Origin of the sequence: Bradyrhizobium sp. CCGUVB4N, assembly GCF_024199945.1 — a bacterium.
Classification (GTDB): Bacteria; Pseudomonadota; Alphaproteobacteria; order Rhizobiales; family Xanthobacteraceae; genus Bradyrhizobium.
On sequence record NZ_JANADP010000001.1, the window covers coordinates 240,836 to 263,223 of the forward strand.

A 22,388-nucleotide genomic window follows, 5' to 3' on the forward strand; every position below is an offset into this window, starting at 1 on the left:
CGCTTTAACCTGCCATCGCGATTTCGGCGGTGGTGCCCTCGATCCGCAAAATGCCGTGCTCGACGACATTGTTGCGGCCGCGATGTTTGGCGGCGTAGAGCGCAGCGTCGGCGGCTTCGATCAGATCGCCCGGACGCAAGGTCTCGTTCGGCCGCGTCGCCGCAACGCCGATCGACACGGTCACCACCATGTGGGCCGAGGTGATGTGCGGCAGGCAAAGCTTCAGCACCGCGGCACGCACCAGCTCGCCGATCTCGACGGCGCGGTGCACGTCGGTGTTCGGCAGCAGCAGGCAGAATTCTTCGCCGCCATAACGCGCCGCAAAGCCCATGGTGTCGGCGGCGATGCCGGACAGCGACTCGCCGAGCCGGGTCAGGCAGGAATCGCCTTCGAGATGACCGTAGGTGTCGTTGAACAGCTTGAAATGGTCGACGTCGATCATCAGAAGCGCAAGCTCGCTGCCATATTGCTGCGCGCGCATCCATTCGAAGTCGAGACGGCTCTGGAAGCCGCGCCGGTTGGCAAGCCCTGACAGCATGTCGATCGACGCCATCACCGTCAGCCGGTCATTGGTCGCGATCAGCTCGCGCTCGCGCTGGCTGAGCTGCGCCGCCATCGCGTTGAAGGCGCGCGCCAGCGGCACGAATTCGGACGGCAGCCGGTTGCGCGCCGCGCGGGCCGACAGGTCGCCCTCGCCGAGACGCTTGGCCATGTCGGCAAGCATTTCGATCGGCTTGATCACGAGCTTCTCGGCGGCGATCAGCGCGCCGAGCAGCACGAACACGACGACGAAGGCGAGCTGCAGATAGGCGGTGCGGATGTCGCGGCTGACCGCCGCGGACACCTTGTCCTCGTCGATGCTGGCGATCAGGCGGGCATTGGTGCCGGCGATGCGGGTGTAGCTGACCGCGCGCCGCGAGCCGTCGGCGGCGAGAAACGACAGCGAGCCTTCGTCCTGGTCGGAGCGCAAGGCCATGTCGGCGATCGCCGACATCAGCGGCATGTTGTCGAGCGGGCGTCCGACCGCGCTGTGCTGGTCGGCGGGCGCAGCCAGCACGGTGCCGGCGCTGTCGACCAGCACCGCCGTGATGCCGGCGCGGCCGCCCAGATTGTTCATGACCTTCGACATCCAGTCGAGGTTGACGGTGGCGAGCACGACGGCATCGGCAACGCCGCTGAACGCGGAGACCGGATAGACCGCCATGACGGTCGGCGACTGCACCGGCCGCGACAGGATGAAGTCGGACAGCACGAAGCGGCCGGTCTCCTGCGCCTGCTGGAAGTAGGGCCGGTCGGAGAGATCGAGGCCGACATACATGTTGTTGGTCGCGCACTGGATGCGGCCGTCCTGGCCGGCGATCAGAAGCGTGCGGATCCAGGGAAGACTCGTCGGCAGGCTCGCGCGCAACACGTCGCAGCTCTTGCTGACGCCGCCGGCGGAGGCGCGGATGAAGGCTTCCGATTTCAGGATGGTCTCGACCGACGAGATCACCTCGCGCTGCGCATCGGCGCTGTGCCGTGCGACGGTGGTGAATTCGGCGGTGGCTTGCGCGATCTGCTTGGTGCGGGTGTCCTCGAGCGAGCGAATGCGCTCGAGCATCAACGGCGCGACCAGAATCACCGCGAGCAACGCAAGCCGGGCCCTGATGCCGAGGACCTGCTTGAGTTTTGCTCGTTTGCGGTTGAAACTAACGTTTGCCATCTTCACTGCCCACCCCGCGGGCAAGGTAAAGCGAAGGGTTCAAAAACTCTTTCTTGAACTCGGTAAAATTGGAACTACCTCCGTTACTCCTGCAATTGATCGACGTCATGACAGATGAAAACGCCGCGCCGGTAACCGGCGATTCACCAAATGCGCTCGCCGCGGTCGAAGCGGAAATTGCACGCGCCTGCAAGGATGCGCGGCGCGAGCGCGCCTCCGTGACGCTGATCGCGGTGTCCAAGACTTTCGCGGCGGATGCAATTATCCCGGTTATCGGCGCCGGACAGCGCGTGTTCGGCGAGAATCGCGTGCAGGAGGCCAAAGGCAAGTGGCCGGCGTTAACGTCCGTTTACCCGGACATCGCGCTGCATCTGATCGGGCCGCTGCAATCCAACAAGGCGAAAGAGGCGGTGGCGCTGTTCGATGCCATCCATTCGGTCGACCGTCCGAGCATTTGCCAGGCGTTAGCCAAAGAAATCGAATCCCAGAACAAGCACCCGCAACTCTTCGTGCAGATCAATGTCGGCGAGGAGCCGCAGAAGGCCGGCGTCGCGCCCGCTGACGCCGACGCCTTCCTCGCGAGCTGTCGCGACACCTACGGCCTGACGATCTCCGGCCTGATGTGCATCCCGCCGGTCGACGAGCCGCCGGCGGCGCATTTCGCGCTGACCGCCAAGATCGCTGCGCGCAACGGATTGCAGAACCTGTCGATGGGCATGAGCGCGGACTATGCGACCGCCATCATGCTGGGCGCCACCCATGTGCGCGTGGGCAGCGCGATCTTCGGGCACAGGTAGTTGCTGTCGTCCCGGCGAAGGCCGGGACCCATACCGCGTGATTTTTGATTGGTGCGCGGTCTTCGTACCGGCGAAAGTAAGGTAACTCTGGTCTTCGCCAAACTTCTCCCTTGGGTTATGGGTCCCGGATCTGCGCTTCGCTTGTCCGGGACGACGGTGGAGTGTGAGGCTGCCCCCTACGCGAACCTCACGGACACATTCCCCAACACGCCAAAATCCACCGCAAAGTGATCGCCGGCCTGGATCGGCAGTGGCGGATGGCACGTGCCCGTCGTCACCACCTCCCCTGCCCGCAAGGTGATGCCGAGTCCGCGCAGCTCGTTGGCGAGCCAGGCCAGGGCCACGCGGGGATCGCCGAGCACGTTCTTGCCGTGCCCGACATAACGCTCGCCGCGCAGCGTGATCTGCGGTCGCTCCTCGACGAGATCCATCGCGCGCCAGTTGGCTGACGTCGCGGCACCCAGCACGAACAAATGCGCGCAGGCATTGTCGGCGATCAACTGCGCCTCGCCGGCGCTGGCGAAATCCGTAAAGCGCGAATCCGGAATTTCGATTGCGGGATGCAAGCTGTCGACGGCCGCAAGCACGTCGTCGACGCTGTAGGGCGAAGGCCGCGGCGCCAGATCGCGTCCCATGCGGAAGCAGAATTCGGGCTCGCCAACGCGCATCGCGTTGCCCTTCATCGATGCGGTGCCGCCATCGGCGATGACGGTGTCGCGCATGATGCGACCGGCCAGCGGGCCCGCGACATTGATGTGCTTCTGTCCGGCCTCGCTCGTCGCGGCGATCTTCCAGCCGAATACTTGATCGCCAAGTGCGGCCTGCACCGCGTAACCGTCAGCGCGGCTTTGTGGCCGCAGCGGCGCTTCCAGCGCGTCAAGCTTGCTGCCGTCGCGCCAATGTTGAACGAGGACCTGCGAGGCAGCGGCGATCTGATCCTTGTCGAGCATGTGTCCTCACCCGATGATGATTCTTGTTCTTGGTCCGATCAGCCGCAGCAATTGTAGCATCGCCGCCTTGGTCATGGAGACGCAGCCCGCGGTCGGGCCGAAATTGTCGCGCGCCAGATGCAGGAACACCGCGCTGCCGCGGCCGGCGATGCGCGGCCTGGTGTTGTGGTCGATTTCGATGATGAAGTCATAGAGCTGGTCGGCGCGCTTGAGCCGGTCACCGCCCTCGCCCTCCCCGCGCCGGATCCACCGGTTGTAGTGGCGATCGCCGGGGTCTTCGCACCAGGCGTCCGCGCCGGTGATGAGCCGGGCCGGCAGAAACGTCCGGGGCCGGCTGTGCCGGTCGCCCCGCCACCACAATTGCCGGGGTCGAAAGCTGCCCCTGGGGGTGCCGCCGTCACCCTCGCGCTTGTTGGCCAGAATGCCGCCGCGCCCCAGCGCCACCGGAATCGTCAGCTGTCCGGCCGTCAGCCAGCCCCGGCGCGGATTGCCGGCGGCAGGCTTAACGCGGATCGCCGAGAGCTGCTGGACGCGTCGATTCATGGTATAAGCATCTGACTTGGCGTGATTTTTCATGTGACCGGGCGGTATCGAATTCATTACAGGACATTCATCAATCCGCCCTGCTATTCTGGGTTAGAGTAATTCCGGCTTGTGAATCGGTAACAGCCCACTACTTCAACACGAACAACAATAAAAACAGCGACCCTTTAAACTTCCCATCACGGCTGGGTGCGGCATGCATGCGCGCCTGGTCGACCCCAAAAGGATGATCCCCCATGGCCAATGCCCGCAAGATCCTGATCGTGGATGACGATACCGATCTGCGCGACACGTTGGTGGAGCAATTATCGCTGCACGAAGAATTTGAAGCCTCCGCCGTCGATACTGGCGCCAAGGGCGCCAGCGCCGCAAAGGCCAACGCCCCCGATCTCGTGCTGATGGATGTCGGACTTCCCGACACCGACGGTCGCGAAGTGGTCCGCTCCCTGCGCAAGGGCGGCTTCAAGGCGCCGATCATCATGCTGACGGGGCATGACACCGATTCCGACACGATTTTGGGCCTGGAATCCGGCGCCAACGACTATGTCGCAAAGCCCTTCCGTTTTGCCGTATTGCTGGCCCGCATCCGCGCCCAGCTGCGCCAGCACGAGGCCAGCGAGGACGCGGTGTTCTCGGTCGGCCCCTATTCCTTCCGTCCCGGCTCGAAGATGCTGACCGCTGCCAATGCGCGCAAGGTCCGTCTCACCGAGAAGGAAACGGCGATCCTGCGCTTCCTCTACCGCGCCGGCCAGATGCCGGTGTCGCGCGAGACCCTGCTCCAGGAGGTCTGGGGCTACAATTCGGGCGTCACCACCCACACGCTGGAAACCCACATCTACCGTCTTCGCCAGAAGATCGAGAAGGATGCCGCCAACCCGGAAATCCTGGTGACGGAAGCCGGTGGCTACAAGCTGGTGCCGTGATACGTTCCAGGAACGCGCGATTCGTCGTAAATTAGCGCGTTCCACGAGCCTCGGACCGGAATGTCAATCGATGACGACGTAGCGCTGCTCGAGCGTGTCCCGACACTGCGCCTGTTGGGAGACGCCTCGTTGCGCATGCTGGCGATCGGCTCCGAGCAGCGTGACTTCGTGCGCGGCGACATCCTGTTCAATCTCGGTGACGATGCCGACGCCGGCTTCGTGGTCCAGCGCGGCGCCTTTCGCGTCGACGACGGCGCCGGCGCCGAGATGATTGCAGGCCCCGGTACGCTGATCGGCGAGCTCGCGCTGGTCGTGCCGATGAAGCGGCCCTCGGGCGCGGTGGCGCTGGAACATTCCTCCGTCATCCGCGTCGCGCGCAGCCTGTTTCAGCGCGTGCTCGAAAGCGATCCCGCCGCGGCGCTCCGCCTCCGCGACGAGTTTGCGGTACGCTCCAGCCAGATCGCGAGCGATATTCTGATGGCAGGTGCGAAGCTGAGCACCTGAGCGCGGCGGATTTGGCCGGGCCCTGCTCCGCCGATTTCATTCCTTGTTGAAGGCGTACAGCGCGCTGCGGTCGTCCTGGTAGAGCCGCCGCAGTCCCGGCATGACCGGCAGGCGCGACGCATCGACGTCGAGCAGCCAGATATAGTCGAAGCGATCGCGCGGAATTTGCGCGATCCTTTGCGCGAGCGCAGCGCTCAGATCGCCGTCGCAGTCGACCGGGGCGATTTCGATGTACTGCGACGGATCCGCGTTGAACGCGGTGCCGCGTGCACGGAGCGGTGTCAGGAGTTGCTGACCACCCGATGCGTCCCATTGCGAATTGACGAAGGCGTCCCGCCGGACGATGGCGAGCGACCCCAGATGCGCGACACGCGGTGCACGCCATCGCTCGCAGCTTGGCGGCCGTGTCAGGACCGCGATGCTTGCGCCGCGCGGAACGTCGTTCAGGGCCTGCAGATGTTGTGCGTAACCGGAATCATAGATCGCGAATCCGACAGCCATGGCGGCGATCCGAATCGCAAAAACAGTCAGGGCCATGACGGCGATCATCGCGGCGGCGCGCCGCAGGCGGTCGGTGGGCGCGATGGCGGTGAGGCCGACGATGAAGAAGATGGGCCATAGCCGCACATCGGCATAGACCGCGCCGAACATCTCGCCTGGCATCAGCAGGATCAGAATGAGGAGGCTCGCCGCTCCGACCAGCAGTGCCGGATTGCGCCTGACGTCGCGGCTGCGGATTCCAAAGTACAGCAGGCCGATGGCCAGCAGCAGGCTCAGCGTATCGAGCCAGATATTCTGGTCACGCAGCGTCCAGACCAGTCCAGTGATCTTCGTACTGATGTCGAAGAAATGCCCCGTCGCGGCGGCGCCATTGCCCTGCCGCCAGACGATCATGAGCAAAGCGGGAATCATGACGGGCCAGGCGCGTCGCAGAATGACGAGCACCATGGCAGGCCATGCTGCCGGCGCACGTTTCCAGCTGCGGCAGAGCTCGAAGGCCCCGACGAGGACGACCAGAACGACCCAGCCATAGGCGTGAGCGAGCCAGACCACGCAGGCAGCCGCCGCGAACAGCGCGACGCGCATCAGCGAGCCGTTCTTCCCGGCCGTCTCGACCCAGGATGCGAAAACGTGCAACGCGAGCGCACAGCCGAGCCAGTAATTCACGAAGCCGAGCTGGAACGGATAGGCCACCGCGAACCATGCGGCCGCGATGGCAAAGGGCGTGAGCTCGCCGTGCAGCGCCCGGCTGATACGCCCGATCGCGGAGATCATGAGCAGCGGAAGCGCCAGCGCAATCAGCCAGGCCGCGCGTTCGAGACCGAGCAGAGGCGCCAGCGGCGCGATGAGCAATTCAACGCCGAGATTGCCGACCAGTTGCCAGTGAAAATCCCAGTTCTGCTGGAGCGCCGGCGAGTCCGACAGGTGCAGCTGCACATGGTAACGGCCGATATGGGCGAGGTAATCGATCAGCGGCGGCGTGTGCACGAACCAGAACGGGACCGTGCTCAGCAACATCAATCCCGGCACGACGAAACGGGAATTCCACCACGCACGAACCGGCGGTTCTGGGTGCTCTGACGGTGCGGGCGTGCCCATCGTCGTCTCCGAAGGCCTAGACGTCCAGCGTCACCGTCACCGGCACGTGGTCCGACGGCCGTTCCCAGCTTCGCGCATCGCGCAAGATTTTGAAATCCTGGACCGCGTCTTTCAGCGCGCGCGAGACCCAGATGTGGTCGAGCCTGCGGCCGCGGTCGCCGACGGTCCAGTCGGCGGAGCGATAGCTCCACCACGTGTAGACCTTTTCCGACATCGGGATGCGGTCGCGCGCGACGTCGACCCATTCGCCGGCGCTGAGTGCGGCCTGCAGCTTCTCGGTCTCGATCGGCGTGTGCGAAACGACCTTCAGCAGCTGCTTGTGAGACCACACGTCGTTCTCGTGCGGCGCGACGTTGAGATCGCCGACCAGGATGTGGCGATCATCCCCGCGCGGATGCAGCGGTTCGCACGTCTTCATCTCGTCGAGAAAGCGGAGCTTGTGGTCGAACTTCTCGTTCAGCGCGGGATCGGGAATGTCGCCGCCGGCGGGCACGTAGAAATTATGCAGCACCAGCGGCTTCGCGATGTTCGCCTTCCCGCCGAACGACACCGAGATGTGACGCGAATCCACCTTGTCGCAGAAGGTGCGGATGTCCGTGGATTCGAATGGAATCTTCGAGACGATGGCGACGCCGTGATAGCCCTTCTGCCCGTTCAGCGCGACGTGCTCGTAGCCGAGCCGCTTGAAGCGCTTTAGCGGAAAGGCGTCGTCGATGCACTTGGTCTCCTGGAGACACAGCACGTCCGGCCGCGCGCTCTTGAGAAATTTCGCGACCAGATCGATGCGCAGCCGCACCGAATTGATGTTCCAGGTTGTCAGGGAAAGACGCATGGGAATTGCGTCTTAGCATGGATTGGCGTGGGGGAATCGCTTGTCCACAGGGGCGGTGCCTACCCCGGCGACGGCACGCTGTAATTGGTGAAGTCGATCTTGAACATGCTGGGATCGAGCTTCTTGCCGGCATCGAGATTGTAGACCGCGATCGTGGTGTCGTAGCCCTGCGGATCGGTGACGGTCCATTGCTTGAGCTGGCCGTCCTTGGCGCCGATCATCAGCAGCAGGCGGCTGGTGCCGACCAAAGCCTGCTTCTCCTCGATGGTGACGCTGATGAAGAGATCGTCGGCGGTCACGTTGACCACGTTGGTGTCCTTCATCAGGTCGATGCGGTCCGACAGCAGGAAGCGCAGCGGCGTCTGCGACAGCGGATAGACGTCCTGGGTCGCGAGCTTGCGGTCACGCACCACCACCGAGGATCCGTCGGCGACGATGTCGATCGGGCTCGGCGGATCATATTCGAAGCGCAGCTTGCCCGGCTTCTGAATGTAGAAATCGCCCTGTGTCTTGCTGCCGTCGGGGCCGACCTGGACGAAGTTTCCGACCAGCGTCGACAGCGAGGACAGATAGGCGCTGACCTTGGCCGCCTGCGCCTTCTGCTTGTCGTCGAAGGTCTGGAAGATGCTGCTCGGCACGTTGCGGCGCGGATCGGGAATGATCGGGTTCGGCGGTGTCTGCGTCGCGCCGGTGATCGACGGTCCGCCCGACGGCGGAGCCGCGTCGCGGGCCTTCGGCGCCGGCTTCGGCACGGGCACCGTCTGCGCCATCGACGCCGAGGTCACCATCGCGGCGGTGGCGAGAAGCACGGCCGCCACGCGCGCGCCGCGCGTGGCAAAAGAAGCCGCGAATCGAATGTCCGGATGTTGGGTCAACGCGTCGTCCTGTATGGCTGGGCGTCGTTTTAGCGTGATTTCGGGCAAAAGCAGATAACGATTTTGCGTGAAATAGGACTTTGAGGCGGCTTGCCTCACATATGGCTGTCTTCTTCCTCGACCAGAATCTCGCGCTTGCCGGCGTGGTTGGCGGGTCCGACGATGCCTTCCAGTTCCATGCGCTCCATCAGCGATGCGGCGCGGTTATAGCCGATCTGCAGGCGGCGTTGGATGTAGCTGGTCGAGGCCTTGCGGTCGCGTTTGACGATGGCAACGGCCTGCTGGAACAGGTCGCCGCCGCCATCCGCGCCCATGCCGCTGGCGTCGAACACGGCGCCACCGTCCTCGTCCTCGGTCGGCTCCTCGGCCGTAACCGCCTCGAGATATTCGGGCTGGCCCTGGGTCTTGAGGTGGCGCACCACCTTCTCGACTTCATCGTCCGAGGCGAAGGGACCGTGCACGCGGCTGATGCGGCCGCCACCGGCCATGTAAAGCATGTCGCCCTGGCCGAGCAGCTGCTCGGCGCCCATCTCGCCCAGAATGGTGCGGCTGTCGATCTTCGAAGTGACCTGGAAGGCGATGCGGGTCGGGAAGTTCGCCTTGATGGTACCGGTGATGACGTCGACCGACGGACGCTGCGTCGCGAGGATCACATGCAGGCCGGCGGCGCGCGCCATCTGCGCGAGACGTTGAACGGCGCCTTCGATGTCCTTGCCGGCGACCATCATGAGGTCGGCCATTTCGTCGACGATGATGACGATGTAGGGCAGCGGATCGAGCGAGAGCTTCTCTTCCTCGTAGATCGCCTTGCCGGTCTCCTTGTCGAAGCCGGTGTGCACGGTGCGCGTCGGCTCTTCGCCCTTGGCCTTCAATTCGCCCAGGCGCGTGTTGTAGCCGTCGATGTTGCGCACACCGAGCTTGGCCATGTTCTTGTAGCGCTCTTCCATCTCGCGCACGGCCCATTTCAGCGCGACCACCGCCTTCTTCGGATCGGTCACGACGGGGGTGAGCAGATGGGGAATGCCGTCATAGACGGAGAGTTCGAGCATCTTCGGATCGACCATGATCAGCCGGCACTGGTCCGGGCGCAGCCGATAGACCAGGCTGAGGATCATGGTGTTGATCGCGACCGACTTGCCGGAGCCGGTGGTACCGGCGATCAGCATGTGCGGCGTGCGCGCGAGGTCGATGATGACGGGATCGCCGCCGATGGTCTTGCCGAGGCAGAGCGGCAGCTTTGCAACCGTGTCGACGGTCTCCTTGGCGACCAGCAGCTCGCGCAGATAGACCTTTTCACGATGCGCGTTCGGCAGCTCGATGCCGATGGCATTGCGGCCGGGGACGACGGCGACGCGCGCCGACAGCGCGCTCATCGAACGCGCGATGTCGTCGGCGAGCCCGATCACGCGCGACGACTTGATGCCGGGCGCAGGTTCGAGTTCGTACAGCGTGACGACCGGGCCCGGATTGGCCTTCACGATCTCGCCGCGCACGCCGAAATCCTGCAGCACGCCTTCGAGCGAACGCGAATTGGCTTCCAGCTCGGCCTTGCTGAGCGGCTGGCGATCGCCGGCCTTCGGCGCAGCCAGCACGGAGACGGACGGAAGCTCGAACTTGTCGGAGGATTTCTTGGAAGCGGCTTTCGGTGCAGCCTTCTTGCGCGTCGCGCGCGCGGGCGCCTCTTCCTCTTCTTCCTCCTCCTCGTCTTCCTCTTCTTCTTCCTGCTCGTCCTCGTGCTCTTCGTCCTCGGACTGCGGTGAGATCGAGGGCGCGGCGCGGCCGCCGAGATTGGGTTCCTGCCGGCTGAACGAAACGGCCTTGGTCTTCGAGCCACTCGACACCAGCGAGCGATACGCCGCGCCGAACAGCCAGATCAGCCGCGCCTTGGTGCTCATCAGCGCGTGGAACAGCCAGCCCAGCGATACCGAGCCACGATCGCTCTCCTCGTCGTCCTCGAGCGGCTTGTCGTCGTCCTCGATCTCCGCGAGCTCTTCGTCATGCTCGCGTGCGCCGAGCCCGCAGGCGATCAGGAAGGTCGCAGCCAGCGCGACGAACAGGATGATTCCGAGCACCATGCGATAGATCACACCGGGAGGCCCGAAGATCACCGCCGGCGCGCGCACCAGCGCATCGCCGACCACGCCGCCAAGCCCGGTCGGCAGCGGCCAGGCGCCACCATGCGGCCAGCAGCTGACGAAGCCCGCCGCGATCACGGTGCAGAGAATCCAGGAGCCGAGCCGCAGCGCCTCGCGGTCGAACGGGCGATGCGTCATCATCCGCCAGCCCCACACCGCGACCGTCAGGATCAGCACGATCGCGCCGAGCCCGAGGATCTGCATCGCAAGGTCGGCGCCGATGGCGCCGGCATAGCCGAGAATGTTGTGGATCGGCCGCGAGGTCGCGTGGCTGAGGCTCGGGTCCTGCACCGACCAGGTCATCAGCGCGGCAGACGCGATACCCGACAGCGTGATCAGGCCGAGGCCGGTGAGCTCGCGCACGCGCCGGCTCAGCGCCTCGCGGATCGAGGGCGGCAGATGGCCGACCAGGGGAATCACACGTTCGATTGCCGACATGCTCATGGGCCCGCCTAACCCAGAGTTTCGACCAGCCGGTGCAGCGCCTGCGCCGTGGTCTCACTATCCTGCACCAGTGCCAGGCGAATGTAGCCGGCACCGGGATTGAAGCCGTCGGGCTGACGCCGCGCCAGATAGGAACCGGGCACCACGCGCACGCCGGCTTCCTTGAAAAGCTTGAGAGTCACCGAGACGTCGTCGCCGATCTCGGACGTATTGAGCCAGACGCAGAAGCCGGCGTCGGGCCGGCGATAGCCGTAACGATTGCCGATGATCTGGTCGGCGAGATCGAACTTGATCCGGTACAGCCGGCGGTTCTCCTCGACATGGGCCTCGTCGCCATAGGCAACGGTCGCGACATGCTGGAGCGGCACCGGCACCTGCGGCGCCGCGATGTTGCGCAGCTCCAGGAACATGCCGATGAGCTTCTTGTCGCCGGCAGCGAAGCCGACGCGCAGGCCCGGCAGGTTGGAGCGCTTCGACAGCGACTGGAACGCAGCCACGCGGGTGAAATCGGGGCCCGCGCATTCGAGCGCGCTGCCAGGTGCCTCGCGGGTGTAGATCTCGGAGTAGCACTCGTCGCTCAGGATCACGAAGTTATGGCGATCGGCGAGGCTCTTCAGGCGCGTGAAATAATCGCGCGATGCGACCGAGCCCTGCGGATTGGCGGGCGACGCCAGGTAGAACGCCACCGTGCGCGCGAGCGTCGCTTCGTCGATGGCGTCGAGGTCGGGCAGGAACCCGTTGTCGAGCGTGGTCGGCAGATAGACCGACTCGCAGGCCGCGGCGCCGGCGCCGGCGCCATAGACCGGATAGAACGGGTTCGGCATCAGGATGGCGGGCTTGCCGGGCTTCGGCCCGACATAGCGCGCGGCCGCGATCGCGGCGAGGAACAGCCCCTCTCGGCTGCCATTGAGCACGAGAATCTCGGCCTTGGGGTCGAGCGGCCGCGGCAGCCTGAAGCGCGACGACAGCCAGGCGCTCGCCGCCTGGCGGAATGGCTCGGTGCCCTGGTTCATCGGGTAACGGCCGAAATCGGCGATATGCTTGGCCAGTACCGGACCGACGAAATCGGGCACCGGATGCTGCGGTTCGCCGACTGCGAGCGAAATCAAGGGCTTGCCGGGCTGATGCGGCGCCAACAGCTCGTTCAGCCGGACAAAGGGCGAGCGTTCGGTGTCGGAGCTTCCACTGGCCTGCGGCGCACGGGATGAAGCGGTCATGACCATTCTGGGCGCCAGTACTCTCGGAACGGCCGGTCGCGCGCAGGCGCCGGCGGGAAAGCGGTTCAGTTCACCATAGATAGGGCGAGGTTAAGACGCGATTAACCATCGGTCGGCCGACCCGTCCAGAGCGGGAATAATAAGGCCGGATAACAACGGGATGGCGGGGTTACGGGCGGATGCTGGTTCCCCGACCTCTCCCGCTTGCGGGAGAGGTCGGCGCGCCCCGGGGCGATGCGAAGCATCGTCCCGAGCGTGCCGGGTGAGGGTTCTCTCCACGCAGGGATTGTCCCAATGTTGAAACACCCTCGCCCTAACCCTCCCCCGCAAGCGGAGGAGGGAGCGCACCGTCATCGCAGCTTCAATGCGCCGGCAGCTTCTCGAAGGTCGCCATGCCCGCGGGGATCGCGTGGAACTCCTGCTTGTCGCAGGTGTAGATCGCCATCTGCGGATGGAACTGTTTGGGTTCGTCCAGCGTGCCGACCTTGAGGATGGCCGCCGGCAGTCCCGGAACCTTGGTCACCAGATGGGTGCCGCATTCGGCGCAGAATTCACGGGTGACCGCGCGCTCGAGGTCCTTGCGGGTGAATTGCTTCGGTTGGCCGGTGATGTAGCTGAAGCCTGCCGCCGGCATGGCGATGAAGGTGTTGGGCGCGCCGCCCGAAATGTACTGGCACTCGCGGCAGTGACATTGGGCCTGCATCATCGGATCGCCCTCGGCCACGTAGCGCACTTCGCCGCAATAGCATCCGCCTTCCAAACGCATGACGACCTCCCGTTTTGTTGTTCGTTGTGGTCGTTATTTCTGCGCCGGCTACCTGGAATGGCAATCTTTTTCTGCTGCGCGCGGGTCAAAAAAGAATCCCGCCAAAAAGAAAGGGGCTCCAACTTGCGCTGGAGCCCCTCAACGGTCGGGGCATTGCCGGGTATGTGCCCAAACCGTAGTTGTGGACGCGATCCCCGAGGAGAGATCGCGTCCGGGAGGAGAGGTTACATGTTGTAGGCGCGCTCGGTGTGGTCGGTGATGTCGAGGCCTTCACGCTCGCTCTCGACATTGGCGCGGAGGCCAACGATCACATCGACGACCTTGTAGAGGATCGCCGAACCGACGCCCGACCACACCAGCGTGGTGCAGACGGCTTCGATCTGGGACAGCATCTGCGCCGCGAAGTCGTAATCGGCAACCTTGGGCGGGATCGCGGTGTAGTCGATGATGCCCGCACCACCGAGAGCCGGATTGACCAGGATGCCGGTGCCGAGGGCGCCGACGATGCCGCCGATGCAGTGCACGCCGAAGACGTCGAGCGAGTCATCGTAGCCGAGCGCGTTCTTCACCACGGTGCAGAAGAACAGGCAGACCACGCCGACCACGAGACCGAGGACGATCGCACCCATCACGCCGGAGAAGCCGGCGGCGGGGGTGACGGCCACGAGGCCCGCGACAGCGCCGGAGATGACGCCGAGCACCGACGGATGACCCTTCACGATCCACTCCGCGAACATCCACGACAGCGCGGCGGCTGCGGTGGCGACGAAGGAGTTGGTCATGGCGAGGGCAGCGCCGCCGTTGGCTTCGAGGTTGGAGCCGGCGTTGAAGCCGAACCAGCCGACCCAAAGCAGCGAGGCGCCGATCATCGACATGGTCAGCGAGTGCGGAGCCATCAACTCCTTGCCGTAGCCGGTGCGCTTGCCGATCAGGAGAGCGCCGACGAGACCTGCGATGCCGGCGTTGATGTGCACCACGGTGCCGCCAGCGAAGTCGATCGCGCCCTTCTTGAAGATCCAGCCGGCGTCGGCGTTGATCTCGTCGAGCTTGGCCTGAGCCGCGGTCTTCGCAGCCGCGTCACCCGCAGCAGCCAGAGCCTTGGCAGCGTCCTGGATCGCGTCCGGGCCGGGCCAGTACCAGACCATGTGCGCGATCGGGAAGTAGATCAGCGTGACCCAGAGCGGGATGAACAGGGCGATCGCCGAGAACTTCATGCGCTCGGCGAAGGCGCCTACGATGAGGGCGGGCGTGATCGCCGCGAAGGTCATCTGGAAGCACATATAGACGAGCTCCGAGATGTTGGCGTCGACCGAGAAGGTCGCGGCCTTCGAGTCGGTGGTGACGCCCATCATGAAGGCCTTGGAGAAGCCGCCGATGAAGTCGGAGCCGCCGGTGAAGGCGAGGCTGTAGCCGTACACGGCCCAGATCACGGTAACGACGCAGACGGTGTAGAACACCTGCATCAGGACCGAGAGCATGTTCTTGGAACGAACGAGGCCGCCGTAGAACAGCGCGAGACCCGGGATCGTCATCAACAGCACGAGCACTGTCGATGTCAGCATCCAGGCGTTATCTCCCTTGTTGACCGTTGGCTCGGCATAGGCCGCGGTCGCAGCGAACAGGCCGACTGCGAGAGCCGCCAATCCCGCGCCATAGGGACGCTTAAACGTCATTTCATTTACTCCTGATTGGATTTTGGTTGAGCGCGAAATCAAAGGGCCGCGGCGTCGGCCTCGCCGGTGCGGATGCGGACCGCATGGTCGAGGTTGATGACGAAGATCTTGCCGTCGCCGATCTGTCCGGTTTTTGCAGCCGACGTGATGGCATCGATGGTCTTGTCGACCTGCTCAGAGGCGACAGCGACTTCGATCTTGATCTTGGGCAGGAAGCTCACGGCATATTCGGCGCCGCGGTAGATTTCCGTGTGGCCTTTCTGACGGCCATACCCCTTGACTTCCGTCACCGTGAGACCGTGAACGCCAATGGCGGTCAGGGCGTCACGGACTTCTTCCAGCTTGAATGGCTTGATAATCGCCATAACAATTTTCATGGGTCCTATCCCCGCTTGGGCCCGGTCCGGACGTGGCCGGGCGTTTCTCGACTGGTTCGCCACGAGGGAGAAGTTCACTACGCGGGCACAGCCGGGACCCTTAGAATCAAATGCCGTGCCAGATCGGGCGGCTTGCCTAACGGACTATGAAAACGGGGGTTTTCGCGTTTGACGGGTATTGCGGTGCAGTGCGCTATTACGTCGCGCTCAATCCGTGGTCAGACCTGATCAAAAATCGGGCACGACAGGCTGCCGACACAATTGCTGCCCACGCGTCGGGCAGGTTGAAGGTATTTTGTTACAGGAGAGGTCCGCCAAGGGGCCCCTCCGCGCTGCGAAATGTCGAACCGGCTCTCGGTGTGCTCACGGGATGCGCGCAACCGACCTGGACCTGGACCTGGACCGTCAGGCGGCCTCGCGCTCGGCAAAGACCCGGTCGACCAATCCCCACTCCACCCCTTGCTGGGCGGTCATGAAGTGGTCGCGGTCGAGCGTCCGCTCCACCTCTTCCTCGGTACGCCCGCAATGCTGGGCATAGAGCCGGGTGATGCGCCGCTTGGTCTCCTGCATTTCGTTGGCATGGATCAGGATGTCGGACGCCTGGCCCTGGAAGCCGCCGAGCGGCTGATGCACGTGCAGGCTCGCATTGGGCAGCGCGGCGCGGTGACCGGGCTCGCCGGCCATCAGCAGGAACGAGCCCATCGAGCGCGCGGTGCCCATGCACAGCGTATGAACCGGCGCCTTGATGAACTGCATGGTGTCGTACATGGCGAGCCCGGAGGTGACCACGCCGCCATAGGAGTTGATGTAGAGATTGATCGGCCGGTTCGGATTCTCCGCCTCCAGGAACAGCAGCTGCGCGCATACGAGGCCCGACATCGCATCATTGACCTCGCCGTTGAGGAAGATGATGCGCTCGCGCAGGAGCCGCGAATAGATGTCGAAGGATCGTTCGCCGCGCGCGGATTGTTCGACGACCATAGGGACGAGCTGAAGCATGTCGCGCATCGGCGACCTCCATGTCTGCAGGTGATGAAGTCTTAGTTGGTGTCAGGCCGCCGCGCGCATCAGGCAGCAATTGCTGTTGGCCGCTCGCGGGAGCGGGACCTCGCAGGCTTGCTGGATGATGCGGAAGCGCGTGCCGCCGTCCTCGTTCGGCTCGATCCGGAAGATGACCTGGCTCTCGCGAAACGGCGGTTCTGAATCGCGCAGCCGGTAGCGCACCTCTTCGCCCGTGATCGTTGATTCCGGCTCGGCGCCCGCAAGGTCGCAATCCGGCAGCCAGCGCTCGCGCAGCGCCGGAATGGTCACGGCGCGCCAGACCTTTGCCGGCGGCGCATCGAATTCATATTCGAGCACCAGCTTTGCATCGGGACGATCAGTTTCGGCTGCGTCGCTCATTGATCCATATCCTTCAGGAGGTCAGCGAGTGCTTCCATGCGCTTCGGCCAATAGGCGCGGTAGCGCGCAAGCCATGCCCCGATCGCCACGATTCCGTCGGGGTCGACTTCGTAATTCACAAAGCGGCCCTGCCGCTGCTCGCGCACGAGGCCCGCCGCGCGCAGCACCGAAAGATGCTGCGACATCGCCGGCTGGCTGATCTCCAGACCATCGCGCAAGGCGCTGGCGTTCAGGCTTCCGCCGGCGAGCTTCTCAAAGACTTTTCGGCGCGTCGGATCCGCCAGCGCCTTGAAGATGTCGGCTTCGATCATGCCGACACATAAGCACGTGCTTATGTGTCGTGCAAGCCCTTCCTGACAAGTCCCGCTTACTGGAGCGCTTCGCCGTGCTGCGAGATATCGAGCCCCTCGAGCTCGTGCTCGCGCGACACGCGCAAGGGCACGAACAGGCCGACCAGCTTGAGCAGAATGAAGCTCACCCCCGCCGACCAGACGAAAGTGACGGCGACGCCGTAGAGCTGGATCAGCAATTGCTGCGGATGGCCCTCGAGCAGGCCGGCGGTGCCGCCGATCGCGCTGGTCGCGAACACGCCGGCGAGCAGCGTGCCGGTCAGTCCGCCGATGCCGTGGACGCCGAACACGTCGAGCGAATCGTCGTAATTGAAGCGGTGCTTCAACCAGGTGCAGGCCCAATAGCAAATCCCGCCTGCGGCGATGCCGATGACGATGCCGTGCCACGGCGCGACGAAGCCGGACGCCGGCGTGATGGTGCCGAGGCCTGCCACCGCGCCCGAGATCATGCCGAGCACGGAAGGCTTGCGCCGCGTCGACCATTCGATCGCGCCCCAGGTCAACGCGCCGGAGCAGGCCGCCAGATGTGTCGCGATGATCGCCATGACCGCGCGCGAATTCGCAGCACCGGCCGAGCCGCCGTTGAAGCCAAACCAGCCGACCCACAGCAGGCCGGTGCCCATCACCGCGAGCGAGAGATCGAACGGCGAGAGATTTTCAGTGCCGTAGCCGTGACGGCGCCCCATCACCTTCGCGGCGACGAGGCCACCGGTGCCGGCCGACAGATGCACGACGAGACCGCCGGCGAAATCCAGCACGCCCATGCTGTTGAGGAAGCCGCCGCCCCACACCCAATGCGCCAGCGGAATGTAGACGAAGATGAACCAGGCGACGGAGAACAGCAGATAGGCGGAGAACCGCATCCGGTCGGCGACCGAGCCCGCGACCAGCGCCACCGTGATGATCGCAAACGTCATCTGGTAGAGCATGAACAGCGCTTCCGGGATCGTCTTCGCCGCCGGGTTGACGCTGTCCATGGTCATGCCGGCGAGAAACCAGCGGTCGAGCGAGCCGAGCCACGGGCCGTCGCCGACGAAGCACAGCGAATAGCCGAACGCGACCCAGAGAATGGAGATGATCGTCACCGCGGCGAGGCTCTGCGCCATGGTCGCGAGCACGTTCTTCTTGCGGACCATGCCGGAATAGAACAGCGCGAGCCCCGGGATCGTCATCATCAGCACCAGCGCGGTGGCGACGATCATCCAGGCGGTGTCGGCGGTGTTGATCTCGCCCGTCGCGGCGCGCGCCGGCGAAGCCATGACCAAAGCAAATCCGATCGGCGCAGCCACAGCGGCTACGCGGCGCAACAATCCCGCCATGTCATTTCCCCCGGCATGTAGATGATGACGCACACTGTGGCGTCGTTGCCCGGTGTGTCTCGAAGAAGAAAGAGCCAGTCGCAACTGCGTTCCAAGAACTCCGCCCCTCATCCTGAGGAGCGCGCTTGCGCGCGTCTCGAAGGATGGCCACGGGCGAGAGCTGGGCCTTCATGGTTCGAGACGCGCGTTCCGCGCTCCTCAGGATGAGGGTCTCGTAACGCATTCGAAATCAGAGCGCGTCGCTGTCGGTCTCGCCGGTGCGGATGCGCAGCGCGTGGTCGATCGGCGTGACGAAGATCTTGCCGTCGCCGATCTGCCCGGTGCGGGCGGTCGCGGTGATCACGGCGACCGCCTTGTCGGCGACGTCGGAGGCGACCGCGATTTCGATCCGCAGCTTCGGCAGGAAGTTCACGACATATTCCGCACCGCGATAGATCTCGGTGTGACCCTTCTGGCGGCCATAGCCCTTCACCTCGGTCACGGTCATGCCGTGGACACCGATCGCCGTCAGGGCCTGGCGGACCTCATCGAGCTTGAAGGGTTTGATGATCGCGACGACGAGTTTCATGGTCAGGCCTATTCCCCGGGGATGCGCCGCGCCGTATGTCCCCGGCGCCGCGTCAATCTGGCATCTTTCCGGGCAAATGGCACAAAAAACTTGCAGATTGAAGCGGAAAAACGTTTGGCCAAGGGAGGCCATGTGAACGGCCGCCTCTGTACAGGGCAACGGTTCATCCTTCACAATGCATTTTTCGCATGGATGCGGTGAACCCGCACCTGTCGAGCGGTACATAAGTATTTTGGGGGGCGCTTCATGGCGAGTTGGTTCTACGCATCCGAGGGCAAGCAGCAGGGGCCCTATCCGGAGGGGCAATTCCGCGACCTGATCGCCCAGGGCGTCGTGCGCGGCGATACGCTGGTCTGGTCCGAGGGCATGGCGGGCTGGCAGAAGGCGGCCGAAACTCCCGGTCTGATGGCAGGCGGCGGCGCGCCGCCGATCATTCCCGCCGGAGGGCCGCCGATGATGGGCGGCGGAAGCTATACCGGTGCCGGCAGTGCGGCCGGCGGATCGCTGTCGGTCGATTTCGGCATCCTCGACTTCACCTGGCGCACGCTGGTGATGGTGATTGGCTCGTGCTTCATCATCCCGATTCCGTGGCTGTTCGTCTGGTACACGCAATGGATCGTGTCCTGCGTGAGGGTCCCGGGGCGGCCGAACCTCTCCTTCACCGGCACTGCCATGGCGATCGTGCCGTGGTTCTTCGGCTTCATCGTTGCAGCCATTGTCATCGGCTACATCGGCAGCCAGATTCTGAGCACCGCATTCTACATCGTCCAGATCGTTCTCTACTGGATGCTGCTGAAATGGCTGATCGCCAACATCGCCTCCAACGGGCAGCCGCTCGGCCTCAGCTTCACCGGCTCGGTGCTGGCCTATATCGGCTGGAACCTGCTGTTCGCGATCTCCATCATCACCATCATCGGATGGGCTTGGGTCGCCGCGGCACAGTTGCGTTGGACCTACCGCAACATCCAGGGCACGCGTCGCGAGATCATCTTCCGGGGCAGCGGTCTCGGGATTCTCTGGCGCGGAATCGTGGCCGCGATCCTGTGCAGCTTCATCATCCCGATCCCGTGGGTCTATCGCTGGATCATGAACTGGTTCGCATCGCAGACCGAGCTCGCGCCGCGCGGCGCGATGTAAGCACGACCCAAACAGCCCCGAGCGCGATCGATCGCGCTTGGGGCGCGATCAGCTCCGCCGCTCGCGCACGGAGCCTTCCTGGGCCACGGACGCCACCAGCGTGCCGTCGGGCTTGAAGATCGAGCCGCGGGTCAGGCCGCGGCCACCTTGCGCGCTCGGCGAATCCTGCGCGTAGAGCAGCCATTCGTCGGCGCGGAACGGGCGGTGAAACCACATCGCGTGGTCGAGGCTCGCCGGCATCATGCGCTTGTCGAACAGCGTGCGGCCATAGCGCGCCATGATCGCATCGAGCAGCGAGAAGTCCGAGGCATAGGCGAGTGCGCACATGTGCAGCGCCGGATCGTCCGGCAGCGTAGCCGCCGTCTTGATCCAGACATGGATACGGCCGTCCTCGATCTTCTGGCCGAAGTAGCGGCCGAGCTCGACCGGGCGCAGCTCGATCGGGCGATCCGATTCGTAGTAGCGGCGGATGAAGTCCGGCATCTCGCGGAACATCGGCTGCTTCGCCACCTCCTCCGCCGTGAGCTTTTCCGGCGGTGGCACGTCGGGCATCTTCTCCTGGTGGTCGAACGCGGTCGCTTCCTCGGCATGGAATGACACCATGATCGAGAAGATCGCGTTGCCGTGCTGGATCGCGGTGACGCGGCGGGTCGAATAGCTCTTGCCGTCGCGCAGCCGTTCGACCTGGTAGATGATCGGGATCTGCGGATCGCCCGGCAGGATGAAATAGCAATGCAGCGAATGCGGCAGCCGACCCTCGACGGTGCGGCAGGCCGCGACCATCGCCTGTCCGATCACCTGCCCGCCGAACACCCGCTGCCAGCTCGTCTTCGGGCTGTTGCCGCGGAACAAATTCACCTCGAGCTGCTCGAGGTCGAGGATCGAGATCAGGTCGATCAGGCTCTTGGACATGGAATTCAGCTTTCGCATCGTCATCCCAGCTTCGCTGCTCCGGAATGACACAATGGGGGCGTTCCGCCCTTGTTTCACCGCACTGTTTCGCCCACCTCAAGTCTGCTAGCAAGACCAAGAGTTGGCCGGGAATTTGGTATGTCACAGAATAGCATAGTCATTGGCGGCGGCGCGTTCGCGGGCCTGGCGCTCGCACTTGCCTTGCGCCAGGGGCTCGGACCCGAGATCCCAGTCATCGTCGCCGACCCTGCGCTTGCCACACGGCCGAGCCGCGATCCCCGCGCCACCGCGATCGTTGCGGCCTGCCGCCGCCTGTTCGAGGCGCTCGGCGCCTGGGACGACGTCAAGGCCGAGGTTCAGCCGATCCTCGACATGGTCGTCACCGATTCCAAGCTCGAGGACGCCACCCGCCCGGCATTCCTGAATTTCGCCGGCGACGTCGCGCCCGGCGAGCCCTTTGCGCATATGGTCGAGAACCGCCGCCTGATCGATGCGCTGGTCGTCCGCGCCGAAGCTGAAGGGATCGATCTCCGCGCGACGATTGTTGCGTCCTACGACGCGAGCGCCGATGGCGTCGACGTGACGCTCGGCGACGGCAGCAAGATTGCCGCGAGCCTGCTGGTCGCGGCCGATGGCGCGAAGTCGAAGCTGCGCGAGCGTGCCGGCATCGCCACCCATGGCTGGGAATACGATCAATCCGGCATCGTCGTCACCGTCGGCCACGAGCGCGATCACGACGGCCGTGCCGAAGAGCACTTTTTGCCCGCGGGCCCCTTTGCGATCCTGCCGCTCGCAGGGAAGCGATCGTCGCTGGTGTGGACGGAGCGCCGAGCAGAGGCCGCGCGCATCATTGCGCTCAGCGACGAAGAGTTTCACGGCGAGCTCGAACGCCGTTTTGGTTTGCATCTCGGCGAGATCAAGGCGCTCGACAAGCCGCGTGCGTTTCCGCTGTCCTATTTCGTCGCGCGCTCCTTCGTCGCCGAGCGCCTCGCGCTGGTCGGCGATTCCGCCCACGTCATTCACCCGATCGCGGGGCAAGGCCTCAACATGGGGCTGAAGGATGTCGCAGCCTTGGCCGAAGTCGTGGTCGATGCCGCGCGGCTCGGCATGGATCTCGGCGGCGCCGATGTGCTCGAGCGCTATCAGCGCTGGCGTCGCTTCGACACCATGGCGATGGGGGTTGCCACCAACTCGCTGAACTTCCTGTTCTCCAACCAGTCGACGCTGTTGCGCACGGTGCGCGATATCGGCCTCGGTATCGTCGACCGCACCCCGCCGCTGAAGAATCTGTTCATCCGCCAGGCGGCGGGTTTGACGGGCGAGATTCCGAAGTTGCTGAAGGGCGAGGCGCTGTAGGGAGCTCC

At 64.6% G+C, this 22,388-nt stretch carries 22 protein-coding genes; 5 read left to right on the forward strand and 17 right to left on the reverse strand.

Going from position 1 to position 22,388, the window contains the following annotated elements:
• Positions 1–4: 4 nt before the first annotated feature.
• On the reverse strand, positions 5–1,702 hold the full coding sequence (locus NLM31_RS01105) for a diguanylate cyclase domain-containing protein (protein ID WP_254127394.1): 1,698 nt from the start codon (positions 1,700–1,702) through the stop codon (positions 5–7).
• Between the two features lie 107 nt (positions 1,703–1,809).
• On the opposite strand from NLM31_RS01105, the gene NLM31_RS01110 reads away from it, so the two are divergent.
• Positions 1,810–2,499, forward strand: coding sequence for a YggS family pyridoxal phosphate-dependent enzyme (locus NLM31_RS01110; RefSeq protein ID WP_254127395.1), 690 nt, complete (start codon positions 1,810–1,812; stop codon positions 2,497–2,499).
• Between the two features lie 176 nt (positions 2,500–2,675).
• On the opposite strand, the gene NLM31_RS01115 is transcribed toward NLM31_RS01110, so the two are convergent.
• Both NLM31_RS01115 and NLM31_RS01120 read right to left on the reverse strand, forming a co-directional pair.
• The gene (locus tag NLM31_RS01115) at positions 2,676–3,449 is read right to left on the reverse strand and encodes a 2-keto-4-pentenoate hydratase (RefSeq protein WP_254191215.1); all 774 of its coding nucleotides are present in this window, start codon (positions 3,447–3,449) and stop codon (positions 2,676–2,678) included.
• Between the two features lie 6 nt (positions 3,450–3,455).
• On the reverse strand, positions 3,456–3,992 hold the full coding sequence (locus tag NLM31_RS01120) for a L,D-transpeptidase (RefSeq protein ID WP_375167460.1): 537 nt from the start codon (positions 3,990–3,992) through the stop codon (positions 3,456–3,458).
• A gap of 236 nt (positions 3,993–4,228) precedes the next feature.
• Here NLM31_RS01120 and NLM31_RS01125 point away from each other — a divergent pair, with 236 nt between their 5' ends.
• The gene (locus NLM31_RS01125) at positions 4,229–4,915 is read left to right on the forward strand and encodes a response regulator transcription factor (RefSeq protein ID WP_007598630.1); all 687 of its coding nucleotides are present in this window, start codon (positions 4,229–4,231) and stop codon (positions 4,913–4,915) included.
• A gap of 60 nt (positions 4,916–4,975) precedes the next feature.
• Positions 4,976–5,419, forward strand: a complete 444-nt coding sequence (locus NLM31_RS01130; protein WP_254127397.1) for a cyclic nucleotide-binding domain-containing protein — start codon at positions 4,976–4,978, stop codon at positions 5,417–5,419.
• A gap of 36 nt (positions 5,420–5,455) precedes the next feature.
• On the opposite strand, the gene NLM31_RS01135 is transcribed toward NLM31_RS01130, so the two are convergent.
• From NLM31_RS01135 to NLM31_RS01195, 13 genes are all read right to left on the reverse strand, one after another.
• Positions 5,456–7,018, reverse strand: a complete 1,563-nt coding sequence (locus tag NLM31_RS01135; protein ID WP_254191217.1) for a hypothetical protein — start codon at positions 7,016–7,018, stop codon at positions 5,456–5,458.
• A 16-nt stretch (positions 7,019–7,034) separates the two neighbouring features.
• The gene (gene xth / locus NLM31_RS01140) at positions 7,035–7,850 is read right to left on the reverse strand and encodes an exodeoxyribonuclease III (RefSeq protein ID WP_254127399.1); all 816 of its coding nucleotides are present in this window, start codon (positions 7,848–7,850) and stop codon (positions 7,035–7,037) included.
• A 59-nt stretch (positions 7,851–7,909) separates the two neighbouring features.
• Entirely contained in the window at positions 7,910–8,668 is a 759-nt protein-coding gene (locus tag NLM31_RS01145; RefSeq protein WP_254135179.1) for an outer membrane lipoprotein carrier protein LolA, read from the reverse strand.
• Positions 8,669–8,820: 152 nt separating this feature from the next.
• Positions 8,821–11,304, reverse strand: coding sequence for a DNA translocase FtsK (locus NLM31_RS01150; protein WP_254191218.1), 2,484 nt, complete (start codon positions 11,302–11,304; stop codon positions 8,821–8,823).
• A gap of 8 nt (positions 11,305–11,312) precedes the next feature.
• Positions 11,313–12,527 carry an aminotransferase class I/II-fold pyridoxal phosphate-dependent enzyme gene (locus tag NLM31_RS01155; RefSeq protein WP_254191219.1) on the reverse strand — a complete coding sequence of 405 codons (1,215 nt, stop codon included), beginning with the start codon at positions 12,525–12,527 and terminating at the stop codon, positions 11,313–11,315.
• A gap of 355 nt (positions 12,528–12,882) precedes the next feature.
• On the reverse strand, positions 12,883–13,287 hold the full coding sequence (locus NLM31_RS01160; protein ID WP_254127402.1) for a GFA family protein: 405 nt from the start codon (positions 13,285–13,287) through the stop codon (positions 12,883–12,885).
• A gap of 224 nt (positions 13,288–13,511) precedes the next feature.
• On the reverse strand, positions 13,512–14,960 hold the full coding sequence (locus NLM31_RS01165) for an ammonium transporter (protein WP_254127403.1): 1,449 nt from the start codon (positions 14,958–14,960) through the stop codon (positions 13,512–13,514).
• A gap of 38 nt (positions 14,961–14,998) precedes the next feature.
• A complete protein-coding gene (locus tag NLM31_RS01170) occupies positions 14,999–15,337 on the reverse strand; it encodes a P-II family nitrogen regulator (RefSeq protein ID WP_027535364.1) in 339 nt (112 codons plus the stop codon).
• Positions 15,338–15,742: 405 nt separating this feature from the next.
• Positions 15,743–16,345: an ATP-dependent Clp protease proteolytic subunit gene (locus tag NLM31_RS01175; RefSeq protein WP_097660508.1), complete on the reverse strand. Its 603-nt coding sequence runs from the start codon at positions 16,343–16,345 to the stop codon at positions 15,743–15,745.
• A 42-nt stretch (positions 16,346–16,387) separates the two neighbouring features.
• Positions 16,388–16,738, reverse strand: coding sequence for an SRPBCC domain-containing protein (locus NLM31_RS01180; RefSeq protein WP_254191220.1), 351 nt, complete (start codon positions 16,736–16,738; stop codon positions 16,388–16,390).
• Positions 16,735–17,049: a helix-turn-helix transcriptional regulator gene (locus NLM31_RS01185; RefSeq protein WP_018646000.1), complete on the reverse strand. Its 315-nt coding sequence runs from the start codon at positions 17,047–17,049 to the stop codon at positions 16,735–16,737. Before NLM31_RS01185 ends, NLM31_RS01180 begins: the two co-directional genes overlap by 4 nt.
• Before the next feature lie 56 nt (positions 17,050–17,105).
• Positions 17,106–18,407 carry an ammonium transporter gene (locus tag NLM31_RS01190; protein WP_254191221.1) on the reverse strand — a complete coding sequence of 434 codons (1,302 nt, stop codon included), beginning with the start codon at positions 18,405–18,407 and terminating at the stop codon, positions 17,106–17,108.
• A 229-nt stretch (positions 18,408–18,636) separates the two neighbouring features.
• Positions 18,637–18,975 (reverse strand): P-II family nitrogen regulator, encoded by a 339-nt coding sequence (locus NLM31_RS01195; RefSeq protein ID WP_008142802.1) that lies wholly within the window; start codon positions 18,973–18,975, stop codon positions 18,637–18,639.
• A gap of 246 nt (positions 18,976–19,221) precedes the next feature.
• Here NLM31_RS01195 and NLM31_RS01200 point away from each other — a divergent pair, with 246 nt between their 5' ends.
• Positions 19,222–20,112, forward strand: coding sequence for a DUF4339 domain-containing protein (locus NLM31_RS01200; RefSeq protein ID WP_254191222.1), 891 nt, complete (start codon positions 19,222–19,224; stop codon positions 20,110–20,112).
• 48 nt (positions 20,113–20,160) lie between these two features.
• Here NLM31_RS01200 and tesB read toward each other — a convergent pair whose 3' ends face one another.
• Complete coding sequence (gene tesB / locus NLM31_RS01205) at positions 20,161–21,024, reverse strand: acyl-CoA thioesterase II (RefSeq protein ID WP_254196118.1); 864 nt, start codon at positions 21,022–21,024, stop codon at positions 20,161–20,163.
• Positions 21,025–21,162: 138 nt separating this feature from the next.
• On the opposite strand from tesB, the gene NLM31_RS01210 reads away from it, so the two are divergent.
• Positions 21,163–22,380, forward strand: coding sequence for a ubiquinone biosynthesis hydroxylase (locus tag NLM31_RS01210; RefSeq protein WP_254191223.1), 1,218 nt, complete (start codon positions 21,163–21,165; stop codon positions 22,378–22,380).
• The last annotated feature ends 8 nt before the right edge of the window (positions 22,381–22,388 follow it).